The sequence below is a fragment of the Salinigranum marinum genome (assembly GCF_024228675.1).
GTDB classification, from domain to species: domain Archaea; phylum Halobacteriota; class Halobacteria; order Halobacteriales; family Haloferacaceae; genus Salinigranum; species Salinigranum marinum.
Map to the genome: position 1 here is coordinate 58,805 of NZ_CP100464.1, position 15,493 is coordinate 74,297.

Annotated in this window: 13 protein-coding genes and 1 pseudogene; 5 read left to right on the forward strand and 9 right to left on the reverse strand. The window is 59.7% G+C overall.

The features are described from left to right. Nucleotides 1–69: 69 nt before the first annotated feature. On the reverse strand, nt 70–567 hold the full coding sequence (locus NKJ07_RS24005) for a hypothetical protein (protein WP_318571268.1): 498 nt from the start codon (nt 565–567) through the stop codon (nt 70–72). 177 nt (nt 568–744) lie between these two features. Here NKJ07_RS24005 and NKJ07_RS24010 point away from each other — a divergent pair, with 177 nt between their 5' ends. Further along, nucleotides 745–1,122, forward strand: coding sequence for a DUF555 domain-containing protein (locus tag NKJ07_RS24010; protein ID WP_318571269.1), 378 nt, complete (start codon nt 745–747; stop codon nt 1,120–1,122). A 113-nt stretch (nt 1,123–1,235) separates the two neighbouring features. Here the strand turns inward: NKJ07_RS24010 and NKJ07_RS24015 are convergent, their stop codons facing one another. From NKJ07_RS24015 to NKJ07_RS24025, 3 genes are read right to left on the reverse strand one after another with little or no spacing between them, the layout of a single operon-like run. Next, complete coding sequence (locus NKJ07_RS24015; RefSeq protein WP_318571270.1) at nt 1,236–2,096, reverse strand: VOC family protein; 861 nt, start codon at nt 2,094–2,096, stop codon at nt 1,236–1,238. A gap of 10 nt (nt 2,097–2,106) precedes the next feature. Next, nucleotides 2,107–2,526 carry a DoxX family protein gene (locus tag NKJ07_RS24020; RefSeq protein WP_318571271.1) on the reverse strand — a complete coding sequence of 140 codons (420 nt, stop codon included), beginning with the start codon at nt 2,524–2,526 and terminating at the stop codon, nt 2,107–2,109. Then, complete coding sequence (locus NKJ07_RS24025) at nt 2,526–3,227, reverse strand: SDR family NAD(P)-dependent oxidoreductase (RefSeq protein WP_318571272.1); 702 nt, start codon at nt 3,225–3,227, stop codon at nt 2,526–2,528. The genes NKJ07_RS24020 and NKJ07_RS24025 overlap by 1 nt, the downstream gene beginning before the upstream one ends. A 62-nt stretch (nt 3,228–3,289) precedes the next feature. On the opposite strand from NKJ07_RS24025, the gene NKJ07_RS24030 reads away from it, so the two are divergent. After that, nucleotides 3,290–3,643 (forward strand): winged helix-turn-helix transcriptional regulator, encoded by a 354-nt coding sequence (locus NKJ07_RS24030; RefSeq protein ID WP_318571273.1) that lies wholly within the window; start codon nt 3,290–3,292, stop codon nt 3,641–3,643. A gap of 111 nt (nt 3,644–3,754) precedes the next feature. On the opposite strand, the gene NKJ07_RS24035 is transcribed toward NKJ07_RS24030, so the two are convergent. Together NKJ07_RS24035 and NKJ07_RS24545 are read right to left on the reverse strand one after the other, a co-directional pair. Further along, complete coding sequence (locus tag NKJ07_RS24035) at nt 3,755–4,363, reverse strand: trimeric intracellular cation channel family protein (protein WP_425504797.1); 609 nt, start codon at nt 4,361–4,363, stop codon at nt 3,755–3,757. A 612-nt stretch (nt 4,364–4,975) separates the two neighbouring features. Continuing rightward, nucleotides 4,976–5,980, reverse strand: a pseudogene (locus NKJ07_RS24545) (hypothetical protein); the annotation flags it as partial. 314 nt (nt 5,981–6,294) lie between these two features. Here NKJ07_RS24545 and NKJ07_RS24045 point away from each other — a divergent pair. After that, the gene (locus NKJ07_RS24045; RefSeq protein WP_343230496.1) at nt 6,295–7,245 is read left to right on the forward strand and encodes a DUF7343 domain-containing protein; all 951 of its coding nucleotides are present in this window, start codon (nt 6,295–6,297) and stop codon (nt 7,243–7,245) included. Continuing rightward, complete coding sequence (locus NKJ07_RS24050; RefSeq protein ID WP_318571277.1) at nt 7,242–8,081, forward strand: DUF6036 family nucleotidyltransferase; 840 nt, start codon at nt 7,242–7,244, stop codon at nt 8,079–8,081. Before NKJ07_RS24045 ends, NKJ07_RS24050 begins: the two co-directional genes overlap by 4 nt. Nucleotides 8,082–8,131: 50 nt before the next feature. Here NKJ07_RS24050 and NKJ07_RS24055 read toward each other — a convergent pair whose 3' ends face one another. The 3 genes from NKJ07_RS24055 to NKJ07_RS24065 all read right to left on the reverse strand — a co-directional run bounded on the left by NKJ07_RS24055 (nt 8,132) and on the right by NKJ07_RS24065 (nt 14,721). Continuing rightward, entirely contained in the window at nt 8,132–9,571 is a 1,440-nt protein-coding gene (locus tag NKJ07_RS24055; RefSeq protein ID WP_318571278.1) for a phage NrS-1 polymerase family protein, read from the reverse strand. A gap of 531 nt (nt 9,572–10,102) precedes the next feature. Continuing rightward, nucleotides 10,103–13,978, reverse strand: a complete 3,876-nt coding sequence (locus tag NKJ07_RS24060; protein WP_318571279.1) for an ATP-binding protein — start codon at nt 13,976–13,978, stop codon at nt 10,103–10,105. Nucleotides 13,979–14,334: 356 nt separating this feature from the next. Next, nucleotides 14,335–14,721: a hypothetical protein gene (locus tag NKJ07_RS24065; protein WP_318571173.1), complete on the reverse strand. Its 387-nt coding sequence runs from the start codon at nt 14,719–14,721 to the stop codon at nt 14,335–14,337. A 286-nt stretch (nt 14,722–15,007) separates the two neighbouring features. Here NKJ07_RS24065 and NKJ07_RS24070 point away from each other — a divergent pair, with 286 nt between their 5' ends. Further along, nucleotides 15,008–15,271 (forward strand): hypothetical protein, encoded by a 264-nt coding sequence (locus NKJ07_RS24070; RefSeq protein WP_318571174.1) that lies wholly within the window; start codon nt 15,008–15,010, stop codon nt 15,269–15,271. The last annotated feature ends 222 nt before the right edge of the window (nt 15,272–15,493 follow it).

The window sequence follows — 15,493 nt, forward strand, 5'->3', positions numbered from 1 at the left end:
AAGTGTAATTCTAACGAGTTCGTGGGGTAACGATTCTGGTAACGAAGCCTTCGCGAGCAATAGAGACAGTTACTCGGAGGGTAAGTGAGGGAGGATTTCCTGAATGAAGACAAGTAGACCGTCTCGCTCGTCTGTTGGCGTAATCCGGACTACCTCGTAGACATCCTCGTCGTAGTTGAGCAGCCAGAGTAGATAATGAGTCCGAGAGTGCCGTGTCCATTCCTCACCTGCTTTGCGCCCAGCTCCACCGTCTTCATCGGCGGTTACGACGAGGTTGACTCGGAACGGTTTTCCTGTGCTATCAGGAACCGGGTCCTGATCATACTCGAACTCGACCGATTTGACCCGGTGACGTTCGACTGCGTCCGGAAAGAGCTCGCGGTTCTCCAAGTAGAACTCGTAGGTGTCGAGATTGTACGAGGGATCCGTTGCGGTGAGCCAGTTAACGGGAATACGGTGGATATAGCGTTGCGTGTTGAACGTAGTCGATTCAACATCGACAGGCTCTGTGAAGTGGTGTCCTCTTGTCTGGTTAGAAGCCAGGTCATCACAGTATCCCTCCACCATACGAGATGACAAAGGAAGTAACCAGATAGCGTTGACGGGCAGCTACCACTGTCCAGAGATATCGTTGAGGCTCAATCGACCACCGATTTCTAAGCCCTATATACGACCGAGCCAGACCGGCCCGATGAGGCGGACGACAACGCCGATCGACCGGCAGTCAGCAGCGCGGGGCAGACGATGAGCCGTTCCAAGCAGTACTGGGTGACGCTGTCGGTCCCGTGGCTCGTTCGAGGAGCCCACGCGGTACAGGACGCGATCAACATCGCCGTCAGTGAAGCTGGAAAGCGAGTGAGCGAGGCAGATCACCCACACGTCCATCGTTGCGACATCACTGTCCAGACGCTCTCCTGTACGACCTGTGGGACACCGATGGAGGCGGTGCTCGTCATCGCCGAGGCAGCACTCGTTGGCCTGACGCTCGAGTGTGCCGTCTCAGTGCGATCACCTGAGGACGCCGAGCAGAGGACCCGGCGTGAATTCGGGACAGAGTTCGACGGGACGCCACTCCTCCCGGTTGGGACTGTCAGGGCAGATCAGTCGCCTGACAAAGAGTGAACCCCATAGCGCTTCCCGAGAATTGTCGCTATGCTAGTACTGATCAGTTACGTGTTCAGCGCTTCGAGCAGGTTTTCCCGTGGCGATTCCACGACGTAACGGCTGCGTCTGGACTACTGATTCGCGGGGTCAACTCGAATGCGAATCTCGATCTCATCGGGGTCGTGGACGACGAGACTGTCATCCGTCTCGGTGAGTGGAACCTCGCGAGCCGCGAGCCGCTCTTGGACCGCATCGAGTGACTCCCGTTCCGGGACGAACACCTCGAACCACGACAGTCCCCGCCCGCTGACTGGGCTCGTCCGGTGGTGCCATGTATTCGCCCCGATGTGGTGGTGATATCCACCCGCGGACACGAATGACGCGGCAGACACTGTTGTTTGCACCTCGAACCCGAGGGCGTCCACGTAGAAGTCCCCGAACGCGTCCAGCGAGGAGACTTCGAGATGGACGTGGCCGATGTCCGTCCCGTGAGGGACCTGACTGTCACCTGTGGCCGCCGCTTCGATGCTGTCGAGGTCGAGCGGCTCTGTGCTGATCCGAACCGTCCCGTCATCGGCGATGGGCCACTCCTCGCGGGGGTAGTCGCGGTAGATTTCGATCCCGTTTCCTTCCGGATCCGTGAGGTACAGCGCCTCGCTGACCCAGTGGTCCGAGGCGCCACCGAGTTGCCACTGGTCCCGGATCCGAGCCAGCGCGTCACCGAGCGCCGCTCGCGAGGGAACTCGGAAGGCGATGTGGTAGAGCCCGGTGCCAGATCGGTGCCGGGTGGGTGCGTCTGCATCCTCCTCCAGGACGAGCAGGGGGGTGTCCGCAACACCGAGCACCGAACGGGTGTCGGACTCGTCTAGCACGTTGAGGCCAACGACGGTTCGGTAGAACCGGGTCAGCTCGTCGAGATCATTGACGCGGAGTGCCGTTCGACCGATTCGCGTTCCCCGTGAGAGTACATCTGAATTCGATGATGTGGTCATGGTGAACATTTTAGAGGCCGATATTGAACGCGTACGGCCAGGCGGTGCCACTGAGTGCGACGAGGACGAGGGCCGCGCCGAAGAGCGTGGCGTTCTTCAGGAAGTTCGTCATCTCGGCCTGGCGCTGTTCGGGGTCATCGACCGTCCAGAAGTCGTGCATGACCGGCGTCACCCCGAGGAAGAACAGGGCGATTACCGCCGCGCCGACCAGTGGGTAGACGCCGAGCGCGATGGCGAGCCCGCCCACGATGAGCATGAGGCCGGATAGGATGACGGCGAACCGGGGGGCTGGAACGCCCTTGGCCTTGGCGTAGCCACTCATTCCGTCGAGGCCCGTGAAGTGACCGATACCCATGAACCCGAGGAGGGCGCCGAAGACGAGCCGACCCATCAGGAAAGCGAGGCCACCGGCTGCGGTCTCCAGCGCCATCAGTTCTCCACCTCCGGCTGGCCGCCGGTCATCTGGACGATCTGGCCCCTCACGCCTTCGTTCCTCAGCAGATGGAGTATTTCGTCGACGACGGCATCCGGAGCCGTCCACGTCGAGAAGTCGGCGTCTGGCATCGCCTCACGGTTCCCCGGCACGTCGATGAGGAACGGGGCGACTGCATTGACGCGGGCATCGAGTTCGCTGTCCAACGACTCGGCCAGCGTGCGAACCGCACCCTTCCCAACGTTGTACGCGAGCGTTCCCGGGACCGGATCGATTGCACGGTCAGAGCTGAACAGGACAACGCCGCTCTGGTCATCCAGGTAGTCCACGAAGGCCCGGACGGTCAGGAACGCCGTCGTCGCGTGACGATCCAGTGCGGCCCTGAACGCAGCACCGTCGGTATCGCCGATGCCCCCCATCGAGAAGCCGCCAGCGAGGCCGACGATGTGATCGACCGACCCGTGTTCGTCGACGACCGTCTCGGCGAAGGATTCGACCGCCGCCTGGTCGGTCAGATCGACCTGGTAGTACGATACCTCGTCGGCGTGCTCGGCGCGGCTCTCGACGTCATCTCTCGCCGTGGCGGTGACGTAGGTACCGATGACGTTGGCCCCGTGGTCGACGAGCGAATCCGTCACGTACGGCCCCATGTTACCGGTCGCACCGGTCACGAGCACCGTCGAGTGTTGTAGTTCCATTACATTACCTAGTTTGCTTCCAAACCTATATATAGCTCAGGCAACAAGAGTGTGACCAGGTAATGGCCACCCAACCACCATCGTCTGAGACTGGCGAAGAGACCGAGGTCGAACGGCGGAATGCAGACGTCTGCAACGTCGTGGGCTCGATCGAGGAGATCGGGTCGAAGTGGAAACTCATCGTCCTCAACGACCTGCGTGACGGCGAAAAGCGGTTCAACGAACTCAAGCGCTCGACGGGCGCGAGCTCCTACACGCTCTCTCGTGTGCTTGATGACCTGGAGGAGGACGGGTTCATCAAGAACCGCAAGGAGTTCGAATCGCCGGTCGCGAGTTATTACACGCTGAGCGAGAAGGGGAATGCCCTCTGTCCCGTATTCGAGACGCTCGATGCCTGGGGCGAGGACTGGTTGTAGGACGTGTGTAACCGACGGTGACCAGTCGAGGACGAAAGAACGACTCCGGCGATGTGAACGACGAGCGACCCACGTTTCATCTGTCTCTCCCTCTCGGAGCCGTCGAGCCTCTTACTTCCGTGTGAGCCCCAGTATCTGTGCTGTCGGGAGTGACCACCCGAAAATGAGTGCCGCGATTCGTGTTCCAACGACCATCGCTGCACACACCACTGCAGCGATTCCGTTCGAGCCGCCGGCAGTGACGACGACCCAGTATGTGCTGCCACCCAGCACGGCACAGCTGGCGTAGAAATCGTCGAGCAGGATGAACGGCGAGCGATCCAGCAGAATATCCGCAACGGCACCACCCCCGACCGCGTTGATCGTCGCGATTGCGACGACACCGAAGGCGGGGATGCCGGCCTGCGTTGCAACGATGGCGCCGGTCGTGGTGAACGCTGCGAGCCCGATCGCGTCCGAGAGCTGTGTCAGTGGATGCGTGTCGGCTGATTCGAGTGCAGCACTCACTCCAAGAGCCAGTCCGACACCGAGCAATCCGAGGCCGATTTCGACGGGTGAGCTGAGTGCGAGCGGAACTCGATTGACGAGGATATCGCGGGTCATCCCGCCGGCGAACGCCGTGGCGAGGCCGACCACTGTGACGCCGAACATATCGAACTCTTCGCGTATTGCCTTGGTTGCGCCAACCAGCGCGAAGGCGACGAGCCCGATCGTGTTCATCACGGCGAATGGATCAACGAACAGTGCGTCGACGAACTCCTGCGTCACTGGTTCAAGACTGGATCACAGGTCTGATGAGCGCTTCGCCTCCATCGCTTCGACAGCCTCGACAAGTCCGCGGACGTCATCGCCGTACGCCACCGTCGCCTCCTCAACGAACGGGGCTGTCCCTTCTTCGAATACCTCGAGACGCTCGCGGGTCTGGCTGGCCGTCTCGGCGACCCACGCGTCTCGGGTCGCCTCATTGACCTCGGTGATCGACTCGGGTTCGATGGCCACGTTCGTCCGGTCGCCCCGCTCGTAGGTCCGCAGCTTCCCGACGACCGCGACGTACAATGGTGGCTCAGCTGCTCGCAATACTCCCATCGCTTCGGGCTGGTACTGGCCTGCATACACGTACACAGGCGAGTTGGCAGCGAACACCTTACCCTGCCAGTACTCGGCGTCAGAGCCGACGTCGGCGGTCTCTGCGAGCGTCCCCACGACGAACACGCGGTTGACGCCCACCCCGGTCGGGGTCAGACCGAAGACGGGGGCTCGCTCCTCATCGGATTCCTGGAACGTCTCCGTCGTCCCGTTGAGTTCCTCGGCGAACAGCCGCCGTGCCGGCTGGCGGGCCGTGAGCGCCGGCTCGACCGCGTCGGCGTCGAATCCGGGGACGTCAGTCGTCTCTTCGGAGTCGTTCACCAAGAAGTACGTGCCCACGACGCTCCCACTTAGCCGGTACCGCCGGCCGAGCAGCTGCGCGGTGATCTCCTCGGCGACCACGTCCGTCGAGAGCGCGTCCATGGCCATGTCGGTCGCGTCCTCCAGTGAGATGCCGGTCACCGCCTCGGTGGCAGCGGCGTCGAACAGCGCGCTCAGCGAGCGCTCACCGTCGTCGAGGATCGCCTTGATGCGGAGGTCGAACTCACCGTCACGCTGGCCGTGCTCCGCACACCGACCGTTGCGGAGGACGCGAGTGCAGTCATCGACCCCACAGCGCTTGACCAGCCCCGACCCCTCCAGGATGTCGACGATGCTTCCGACCACCGCAACGCTCCCGTCGCTTGCCACCACGACGTCGTCGGAGGGGCTTATCGCCGTCGCGGAGTTACAGCTCACCGAGAACCGGCCCTGGTACTCGTCGGTCACGACGCTCTCGAAGCGGTAGGCATCGCCCTCTTCCAGTTCGGGGAGATCGGCGCTCGTCCACTTGACGAATTTGAGGCGACCGGACTCGTCGCCGAGCAGCCCGACCTGAGCGATTTTCTCGCTCCGGGGCTCCCAGAGTTCGACGACCTCGGCGACGACGTCGATCCACTGATCGGCCTCGTCGACGTCGGCGAGCATCGTCCGGGAGAACCCACGAGAGCGCCCACCGTAGCCGGCCAACTGGGCGATGTCATCCGAGAGATCGGCTCGCTCGAGGTCGGCGTCAGCACACGCCTTGCGGACGAGGGTCCGGACGGCCTCGTCCGCCGGCACGCGGTAGGCACACAGGCGCTCCAACTGGGCGGCCACGTCCTCGGTGTCGAGGGCGAACGCGGGTTCGGTTCGGCTCTCGTCGAAAGCGACGAACGCGTCGGTGATAGTCTGGACACGGTCCTGCAGGTCGGGAGTGGTTGCACTGGACATTGCGGAACTCCGAGGATTCGCGAACGGGACTCGCTGCCGAAGCCGGTCGTCGTCAGCACGACCGACTCGTCGCCCGCTCTCGCGATCTCCTCACACCCTTTGGGAGGGTAAATACAGACGGAAGGGCTGGAATGACACATAGCGACGCGGATTATAACATCGTCGGCAATGCAATCCTCAAAAGCGTAACTGGATGACTGGCCTATCAGCTGATATAGAAACTGGGAGGTCAATAAGTGAATGAGTTAGTTAGGAGATAGGTTGTCTCAAATTAGGAAAGTGATTTATGAATCCCTTGCGTTGAATGAGACAACATGATTAGTAAGAGTCAATTTCGGCTCTTGTCATATCTAATAGATAAATCAGAACGAGAGGTACCAATCAGTACGCTCGCTGATCGACTTGGATGGAATGCTGGACACACATCTCGGGTCGTCTCCGAATTGGAAGCACGAGGGTGTGTGCGAACCACTAGTGTAGGGCGTCAAAAGCTGGTCACACTTAGTGAAATTGAGCCAGTCGAACAACTCGAAGCCCTGATAACCGAGTACGGCCACGTTGACTTCGCTGAACTCGTTGCTGGGTCTGGGCTTCAACTGCTCTATTACCTGGATCGCAGACGAACGGCAACTGAGCTTACTGAATTAAGCGATCTCAGCCGAGCCACTGTATATCGTCGATTAAACGACTTACAGGCAGTGGGAGTAATCGGGAAGTCTAAGTCACACTACCTGCTCAACGAGCCGTTTTCGAGCCTATCATCAATCGCGCGAGGACTGGCCCACCACGAGCATCGACGCGAAGCGGAACGCTACGCAGACGGAGTGAATATTCTCTGGGAAACTCACGAAGAATATCTTATTGCGTGCGATAGTGAGATCAGCGACGATGGATTCCATTTGACCGGCCCCTCACTCTTCGCTGAGTACGGTATTCCTCTCCTCACACGTAGTCGTCAGCACTACTTCCGTTCCGACCGAATCACAGCGGTCTCTCCGGCAGAGTTGGTGTGTCACACGTTATTGATCGATGACGGGTCACGTTATCGAACCTACAGTCTGCTCTTGATCCAGAAAGAGGCAATCGAACAAGCACCGCTAAAGGAGTGTGCAGAATACTACGATCCCGAAGCAGACATTGATTTGCTCGCAATCGTTGACAAACTCGTTGAGTACCTAGATAGCAAGGGAGCGGTGACTTCAGACCGACTTCCTGCTTGGGAAGAGTTCAAAAGTACAGCAACAGACTACGAGATTAACGTATGAGTTCTCGGGCTCGGTTCGGTCGTAACTATATTGAAACAGAATTGAATCGGATCGCTGAGCATCTTCAGACGGACGTTGATGCGTATCTCATCGGCGGAGGGGCGATGTCGCTTCGTAATCTCAAAGACACGACAAAAGACATTGACCTCGTTGTGTCAAATGAAGAGGCATTCGGTCGCCTCATGGGAACGCTTCAGGAACTAGGCTACGAGGAAGTCACCGACCTCGGAGACGAGTATGATAAGCTGGGGGCTCGCCACTGCGTACGGAACGAGGAGGGTTGTCAACTCGACCTGTTCCACCGCCAAATTGCGGACAAACTATTCTTCAGTGATGGAATGCAGGAACGGAGTGAGGGATTCTTGTCGACGCAGTACCTTTCTGTAGGGCTTGTTTCACTTGAGGATATATTCCTGTTCAAATCTGTCGCAGAGCGACCTGACGACATCGGTGACATGGCAACACTAATTCAAACTAGCTTAGATTTCGAGGCAATCAAACGAGAGATCGCAACACAAGTAGATCTTGTCGGCGGTGAACGTTTCGTCACAATAATCTCAGAGTCACTGGAGAGACTGGACGAGCAGGAAGGTATCCAGACACCACTCGATGACACAATTCACGAATACTACGAGCGATATATGAATGGATACGAGCTCCGAATGCATCTGCATGAAGAGAATCCAAAGACAATCACTGAGTTAGCTGCTGAGTTAGATATCTCTGAGTCAGAAGTAAAGCGTCGGTTCGAGTACTTAGAGCAATACGGCTTCGCTGAGCGAACGAGTGAAGGGATCCGTGATACAGGGGATCGAGATAGATTCAAGCGTTCGTAATGGATAGCGGAAGTAGTCACGAACGCAGCAACTGGCCAACTATGAGCGATTCAAGAGAACCATCGGCGAAGCCGACGAGACAACCCGAAAGATGATCCCGTGTCTGGTTCGGATGTCTCCATATCGGTATCTTGAGCGTCCTCGTTTTCATCGGTAGGAGTTGGCTCGTGTTCGTTGATTCCCCGACCGTTCGAGGACGTCCCGGAGAAACCATCGACAACAGCTTCAATAAGGGTATCATCCCAAAATTGGGAATCGCCCTGGACCGCGTTTCCCGCGCCAGCATCGGTGACACCCTCTTCCTTCGGGCGAGCGCTGTCGTCAGGCTCGTCGATTCCGAGAACGGCCCGATACTGTCGAAGCTGGGCTTCGAGTTCCGCGATGCGCTCGCGTTTGGCGTCAAGTTCACGCTGCTGGCGCTGTACCTGTGCGGCCAGCCGCCGGGCGTCCTCGACCGCCCCGGCGTCGATCGGTGGCGACTCGCTGGACTGATCCGCCCCAAAGGAAGGAGAGGTGCTGGACTCGCCCGGTGACCGATGCCTGTCGCCGGATCCGGACGAGGTGGACGGTGACGGGGGCGTGTAGTAGTCGTCGACGGTCAGGAGTGTCCGGGCGAGACAGACCGCGCCGTAGGTCGCCCCATTGGCGAAGTGAACCTTGTCCCACTTCCCCCGCATGAGCCCCGAGTCGCGGAACAGACGATCCATCCGGTCGGGGTCGCCGCCGGTCCAGAACGCCAGGTAGAAGCACAGGCCCATATCGGCCTCCGACTGCGAGGGATACCGGCTATCCCGGCCGCTCCAGAGCTCCGAGCGGCCGTCGTAGAGCGCCTCAATGACATCACCACTCTTCGAGTCCATCGCGCGCTCCAGGACCGTCTCGTCGTCTAGATCGACGCCAGGACCCGCGATGTCGTCCATCGAGGTCGGCAGCGGTGAGGGAAGTGCCGAGGGACTCAGTCCGTGTAGAGCGGCCTCGAGACCCGGTTCCTCGATAGTCGGGAAGTCCAGTCCGTAGCGGGCGTATAGCCCTGAATCCGATCCAAGTGCCGTAGCTGTCTCCGAGGCCTCAGTCTCGTCGGTTGCCTCCCCGGTTGCTGGCTTGCCGGCTTGGTCTCCATGCTCGTCCGCTGACGAGTCGGAACGACCACCACCCTCGGCAGCCGCCTCGAGATCGACCGGCGCTGTCTCCGTGTCGGGGGGTGACTGGACGTACTCGTAGTGGACTCCGAGCAGCGCATCCTGACGCCGTTGAACGGACGTGGGCGTCCCCTCGATGTGGTCGGTCGTGACGGTGAAAAAGCGAGCCTCGTCGTACATCTCGACGTCACCGCGCCGATTCCGACCTGGTGGGAGTTCGCCCTCGACGATGACATGAACGCCCCGCCCCGAGGGCGAGACTTCGCTGTAGGAATCCAGCCGGTCGACGATGTCTTGGGCCCACGATGTAAGCTCGCCCGTCGTGGAATCCCGACAGTCATCCAGATCCACACCACCGATGGGCGTCGCGGGCGCGAACACGAAGCCGAGCCCATCGGTCCGGACGCGGTCGCTCTCGTGAAACGCGAGTGCGCTCTCCAGATCCCGCCAGTGGCCGGCCTCTGTCGCGCTGGCGTTCGGCGTCCCGTTCGTGTGGTAGGGCTTGATCGGGACTTTAGTCGCCTTCCCGTCACGTTCTGTCTCTTGCCAGCAGATCCACTGCTCGAGGTCGGCTAACTTCTCGGGAATCAGACTGGCGTCGATATCGCTACTCATGATGCTCGTCTCTGGTGGGTGAACCTGTGCCGGTCACGCCCGATTCGAGGCGTCGATAAATCGCCGTGCATCGCTGTGCGCCGAGCCAGGCAGTTGGTGCGTGTCCGTGCGCTCGAAATCGCCAGCCAGTGCGTCCCCGGTACGGACGTGCGAGTTTTCCCCTCCCAAACTCTAGTATAGGTATCGAGCCGACTGGCCCAGCAGGGACAGAGCGGGCTTGATAGCAGCTATCGAGCGCACCGTGCGCCCAACAACTAACCCAGATTGTCACCGGTCGACCTCCCCATCAGTCCGGTCAACCATTCGGACGAGGTTCCGGCCCCCGACGAACCGCCACTCCCGGGGGTTCTCGAATGCCTGCTCGGAGAGACGTGCATAGTTCTCGACATCTCGATGTGGCACCGTCTGAAGTCGTCCAGCATCGGCCAAAACCCTGATAATTTCGTGTGCAACGTCGGTGTGAGGCACCACCCACATCTTCCGAACGCCGTCGAAGCTCGCGAGGTCGTCGTAGTGTTTGATCATCAGGTCGGGACGGATATTGGTCACTACCTCGGCGATAACCGCCAGCGTCCGTCCGTCACCGTCGCCAGGGAGGAACGCAGCGACGTCGAAAATCATCCCGCCGGCCATCGGCTCGTAGTACGTTTCGACCAGTAAGCCCTGATTCCGGAGATGGCGAGCGGTGTACTCGACGTACACCTTGTGAACAGTCTTCTCGAACGGGTCACCATTGTTGCGGCCCGAATAGATCGTCCGATCGACAGCGTCCTGCCCTGCCGGGGTGACGTAGTAGTACTTCCGCGTGTTGACCGACTGGAGTTCGAGGTAGCCCATCTCGACGAGCCGGTCCTCGTCGATCTCGCCGTCGACGCCGTTCCGGATCGTCGTCATCGACTGGGTGAGGTCGTACCCCTCCAGTTCTCCGTTGAGTCCTTTGATGACATCTCGGAGGAACTGTTGCTCCGCTAGAGTTAGCGAGTGAGACTCCTTCGCGGCTGGGGTTCCCTGTGCCGGTCCATCTGTAGTGGCACTCCCGTCGTCTGTCGACGGGTCCGCGGCGGAGTCTGTGGACGCATCAGGTGGAGGTGTCGACGGACTGGGGGTGGCTGTCCCCGTCCCGAGAACGGTTCCGTACTCGTTCGATGCGCCACCACTGTGATCGTCCGCTCTCTCGCCGTGAGACAGATCGTCCTCGCTGGCTGGAGAGCCAGCCAGAGACGCCGTCGGGTCAGTCGATGAATCCGCCTCGGTCGAGTGGGATGGTGTAGTATCGTTCGAGTGAGAGCTATCAGAGGTCGTCGAATCCGAAGCCGACTCCGATCGAATAGCGTCACTGTTCAACGAGCCGGTCCCATATCGGGCGGCACGTTGTGCGGCGTCGGGCGGGCTGTTCACGCCCGGTACGAGACAATAGCTGAACCGGGTTCGAGACCACTGGAGCGCGTCCGCTTCCCTGTAGGTCACATCTGCATCCGGGCTGTAGGTCCCGGCGTCGACAGGAGCATCACTGTCGCTGTGCCCTAATGGGATAGGAAGCGGCTTGAGCGTGACCAGTTCGGGCGTGTCGGTCATGAACCCTGTATCTGGAAGCTGTGCCAGCCATTCTCCTCGAGGAAGGGAAGCAACTCGGTTCGACAGTTCGATCGTGTCGAGTTCCTCGTGGAACAGGGTCGTCGCGAGCTCGTCGTCGACGGCGAGTTTCCCGATTAGCTTGGTATTGATATTGCGGAGAATTTCCTTGTATGCCCGCGTGTCCAGTGCGTCGCGTTTCACCTGCTCGGGGAAGTGGACGATCAGCTCGAACGCAAGTGCGAACTCGCGAGCGTCGGGGATCATCTCGTCACGAACGAGACTGGCCTGCATGATTGGCGCCGCCTCGTCGATGATCAGGTTCACACAGTAGCCTTCGGCAGAGTCAGTGACGTCACGGGTCATCCGTTTGCGGAGTCGGACCCACGACCAGAGGTAATCCAGCAGCAAAACCGTAAACAGATTGCTCGACGCAGGGCGGAGCTCCCCCGTGTCGATGAGCACTACCTTCTTCGAGTCGAGCAGTTCGTGCAGATCGAACAGCATCTGATTCTCAACATAGGCGTCGATATCGTCGTTCCACTCGGGGACGAAATTGAGCATCCGCCAGATAAAGTCCCGTTCCTTGAGCTTGGTGATCCGGTTCATCACCGCGTCGATCGAGGTGGCAAACCGGCGTTCTTCGGCGTGGAAGTGACGCGTGAGGGTCGCGTGGAGTTCAGGATCGCTCACCTCGGGGATCCGGTGGTCGGTCTGCATCCGGGTGGCCGCCGCGAGCAAATCGCTGATCGCGAAGGCGTCCTCCCCGTGAACCGGATCGAAGAGTGCGACGATGAGGTTCGAGAGGATCTCCTGAGCGACGAACGCCTGATTGTGCTGTTCTTCGCCCAAGACATACGTTAGTAACTCGTTGTACCGATCGACCTTCTCCTGAACCGCGGACTCTCTCGAGAGACCGGCAGCGAGTTGTGGCCGGATGTCGAAGAACGGGAACGCGGGGAGTTCACCGTTCGGACCCGGGACGGGCAGGTGAACGATATCGTCGAGATCGCCGAATCGGTGGAAGTGAGCGCGTTTGTATTCCGCGCACATGCTGCCACCCTTCTTGTCGAAGATGAAGATCGGTCCGTCAAGTTCGTCGTACGCGGTGAGTCCGTCGTTGATCATCGCTGTCGTCTTCCCGCTGCCCGTCGTCGCCGCTCGGATAATGTGATGGACGAGCTGACCCGCGGTGAGTCGAATGGGAATATTCGGGCGGGAGGGGGACGCCGTTTCAGCCTCTCCGATACACATTCCGGTATTGAACTGTCCGAGGAGTTCTTCGTCCGTAGCGGTGAGCGGCGAGCGAACGTCTGGCGCCCCGCCTGAGGCTCCCCGGCTCGGCTTCGGCAGGGCGCCCGTACTGGGGACCGTCACGAAGTTCGCGAGTTCGTCGGGACTCGCGACGATGATCGGCGTTGCGTCGGTAAATCGGTCCCTAAACCCGGCCCTTCCGAAGGTAGCCTCGGTGAGACACTGGTATTCGCGATCGCTCGGACCGAGTGCATCTCCCTCGATTCCGTAATACGGTCCACTCAGAGCCGTGAACGCGCCCGTAATCCCGTTGATGACTGCCGTGTCGCCAGCGGCTCGAAGTGAGACGTCGAAGGTCACGGCAGGTTGCTTGAGGTCGATCTGTCCCATCCGGCTGTGCTGCGTCGACTGGCCGCTCGCATCCGGCCCGCTAATCGTGCCACCGATCTGTTCAGGTGTATCGGGACGATGTCGCTGCCGACGTTCCTCTTCGGATGTCCCGAGGAGGGTCGCCGCGAACTCCTGCTTGAACGCACTCCACATCCCGGTCGTCCCCATCTTGAGGTTCCGCTTGTGGTGTTCGGCCTCCTTCGTCCAGTCGTGCTTCGGGGAGAAGATGACCTGATAGACGAACGGCTCGTCGGTCCCGAGCGCCTGTTCGAGGAGCACTGTCAGCGGCGATCGATATGCATCCTCGCTGTCGAGGGTCACCTCACTGAATCGCGAGAGAAGCGTCATCCAGTCGTTGTTCTTCGTCTCGACGCCGCTCCACCGTGCCATTGCAGGGGTCATCTGAGCCTGCTCAACCACTACTGAGTCGGTCGACGGGACTGCCTCGTCGAGTACCTCGAATCCGTCGAGTTGGCCGAGTTCGTCGATTCCCTCGAATGCCGCGAGCTGATTGGTTCCCGGCGGTGGTGCTCCAGGCGGGTCGAACACGTCGACAACTGAAAACGGGACAATCTCGAATCGGAACGCTTCGGGATACATCGCCCGGACGTTCGCCGCGAGATGTTCGAACGCTTCGGGCTCGTACGGCCGGACGCCGAGGTAGAAATCGAACCGCTGAGTCGACCGCGGTTTGTGAATCAGGAACTCGAAGGTGAGGTGTGTATTGATGAACGAGACGCGCCGTTCAAGTCCGAACGGGAGTCGACGTCCGCTCCCCGCCCGATACAGCCCGTAGAGCGCCTTGACGACGTGTCCGGGCGTGACCTGTGCACGTGCTGGCGTGATCTTGATGAACGGCCTCGTCGTTGATTCAGGAACGGACTCGATTTCTTCCTCCTGAAACGTATCGGACTCGTCGTGAGTCACACTCACGTCCGATTCTGACCGTAACTGTGCGTCGACAGCGTTGCCGTCGACGCTCGAATCAGATTCCTGTAACCGAGCAGCGAGTGCAGCTCTGATTTCGTCGTCCTCTACAGTTGGGAGGCGACCTTGACGACTCGTCGTCTCCCTTCGAGATCTTCGAGAAGGCGGTGCTTGAGGGTCAGCATCGCTCACAGTTCGCTACCTCTCGGCGCAACTGTCGGTTGCGGCTTCCTCGGTTCGGCTGGTGGTCTGTCCCTCGGCACTGACGGATCGTGGGCACAATCACAACTCATGGAATCGGTAGAGGGATGGTGTCTGTGAACGAGAATTCGACGCAAGGCGGCTGTCTGGCGTATTCACCCGGCGATGAATTCAAGGACAGAGATGAGCGCACCCAGTCCGAAGTACGCAACGACCATCGCCCCGCCACCGATGGTGAGCTTCATCCCAGTCTCTGAGCGCTGGGAATTGTTGCGAGCAGTCAGCCACACGATGAATCCCAGCACTAACACGGTGAGTCCCGCGTACTGAAGCGTGATGTAGAGGACGTTGTACAGGTTGCCGAGGATCGCCTCCCACCCGTCAGTCGAACCGCCGCCGCCCCCGGTCGGCTGCGCAGCTGCCACCCCGGTGAAGAGCGCCAGTCCGAGGAGAACGGCGATGGAGATGGTCTCGAAGCTCACGACTGCCTTTAGACGAGCGAGGGGAGCCTGATCATACTCGGTGACGTGTTTTGCTGTCATCACGAGTCAGCCGTTGGCGAGAGGAGGTATTTGTTGTTTCAATTATACGTATAGCGCACCTGTACGCACTGCGTACCTGTACGCGAAACGCAACATCCGTGAGCTTATCATGGAGGTGCGGTCGTTGTGGGTCGTAATTGGGTCATACTTAAGACAGTCTACAACTCTGATGCAATCGACTGGTAGCCGCGGTCCCCCGACTGGTAGCCCAAACATAGGTAGACCGCAATATGGAATCCAAGAATCCATCTGACGACCTCACGTTCTCGCGGAGGCTGTCGAACCGATGAGCAGGAAGTCGATCCCCGTCAGCGAAAAGACGCGTGATCGCCTGCTCGCGTACAGCAATCGAAAGCTCCTCGAAGACCAGTCCTACGACGACGCCGTGAACGAACTGCTGGACTGGCTCGAATTCCCCACGGCGGATGAGATCTACGAGAACTACGACGTCATCTGGGATGTCGTTCCTCGATTAAGAGAAAGTGAGACAGAACAGAATGGATTCGTCCCGTCCGTACGGGCCGAACCGGCCGTCGTTCGCGACGATTGACTCGGTGAGCGTGGGGACTCGGGCAGATGAGTGAGAACTGCGTTAATGACGTCAAAGTTCAGTGGATCATCGTGTACGGACCGGGCGAAACGACCTCTTTGTCCGGTTGAGGTGACGCTGACGTTCGTCAGTTATCCGCACCGTGGTTCGCTTCGTCGAGGCCAATATTACAGGATGTATGCACCAGGGGTCTGGATCGTTTCTCTGCGGTAATTGGTCGGA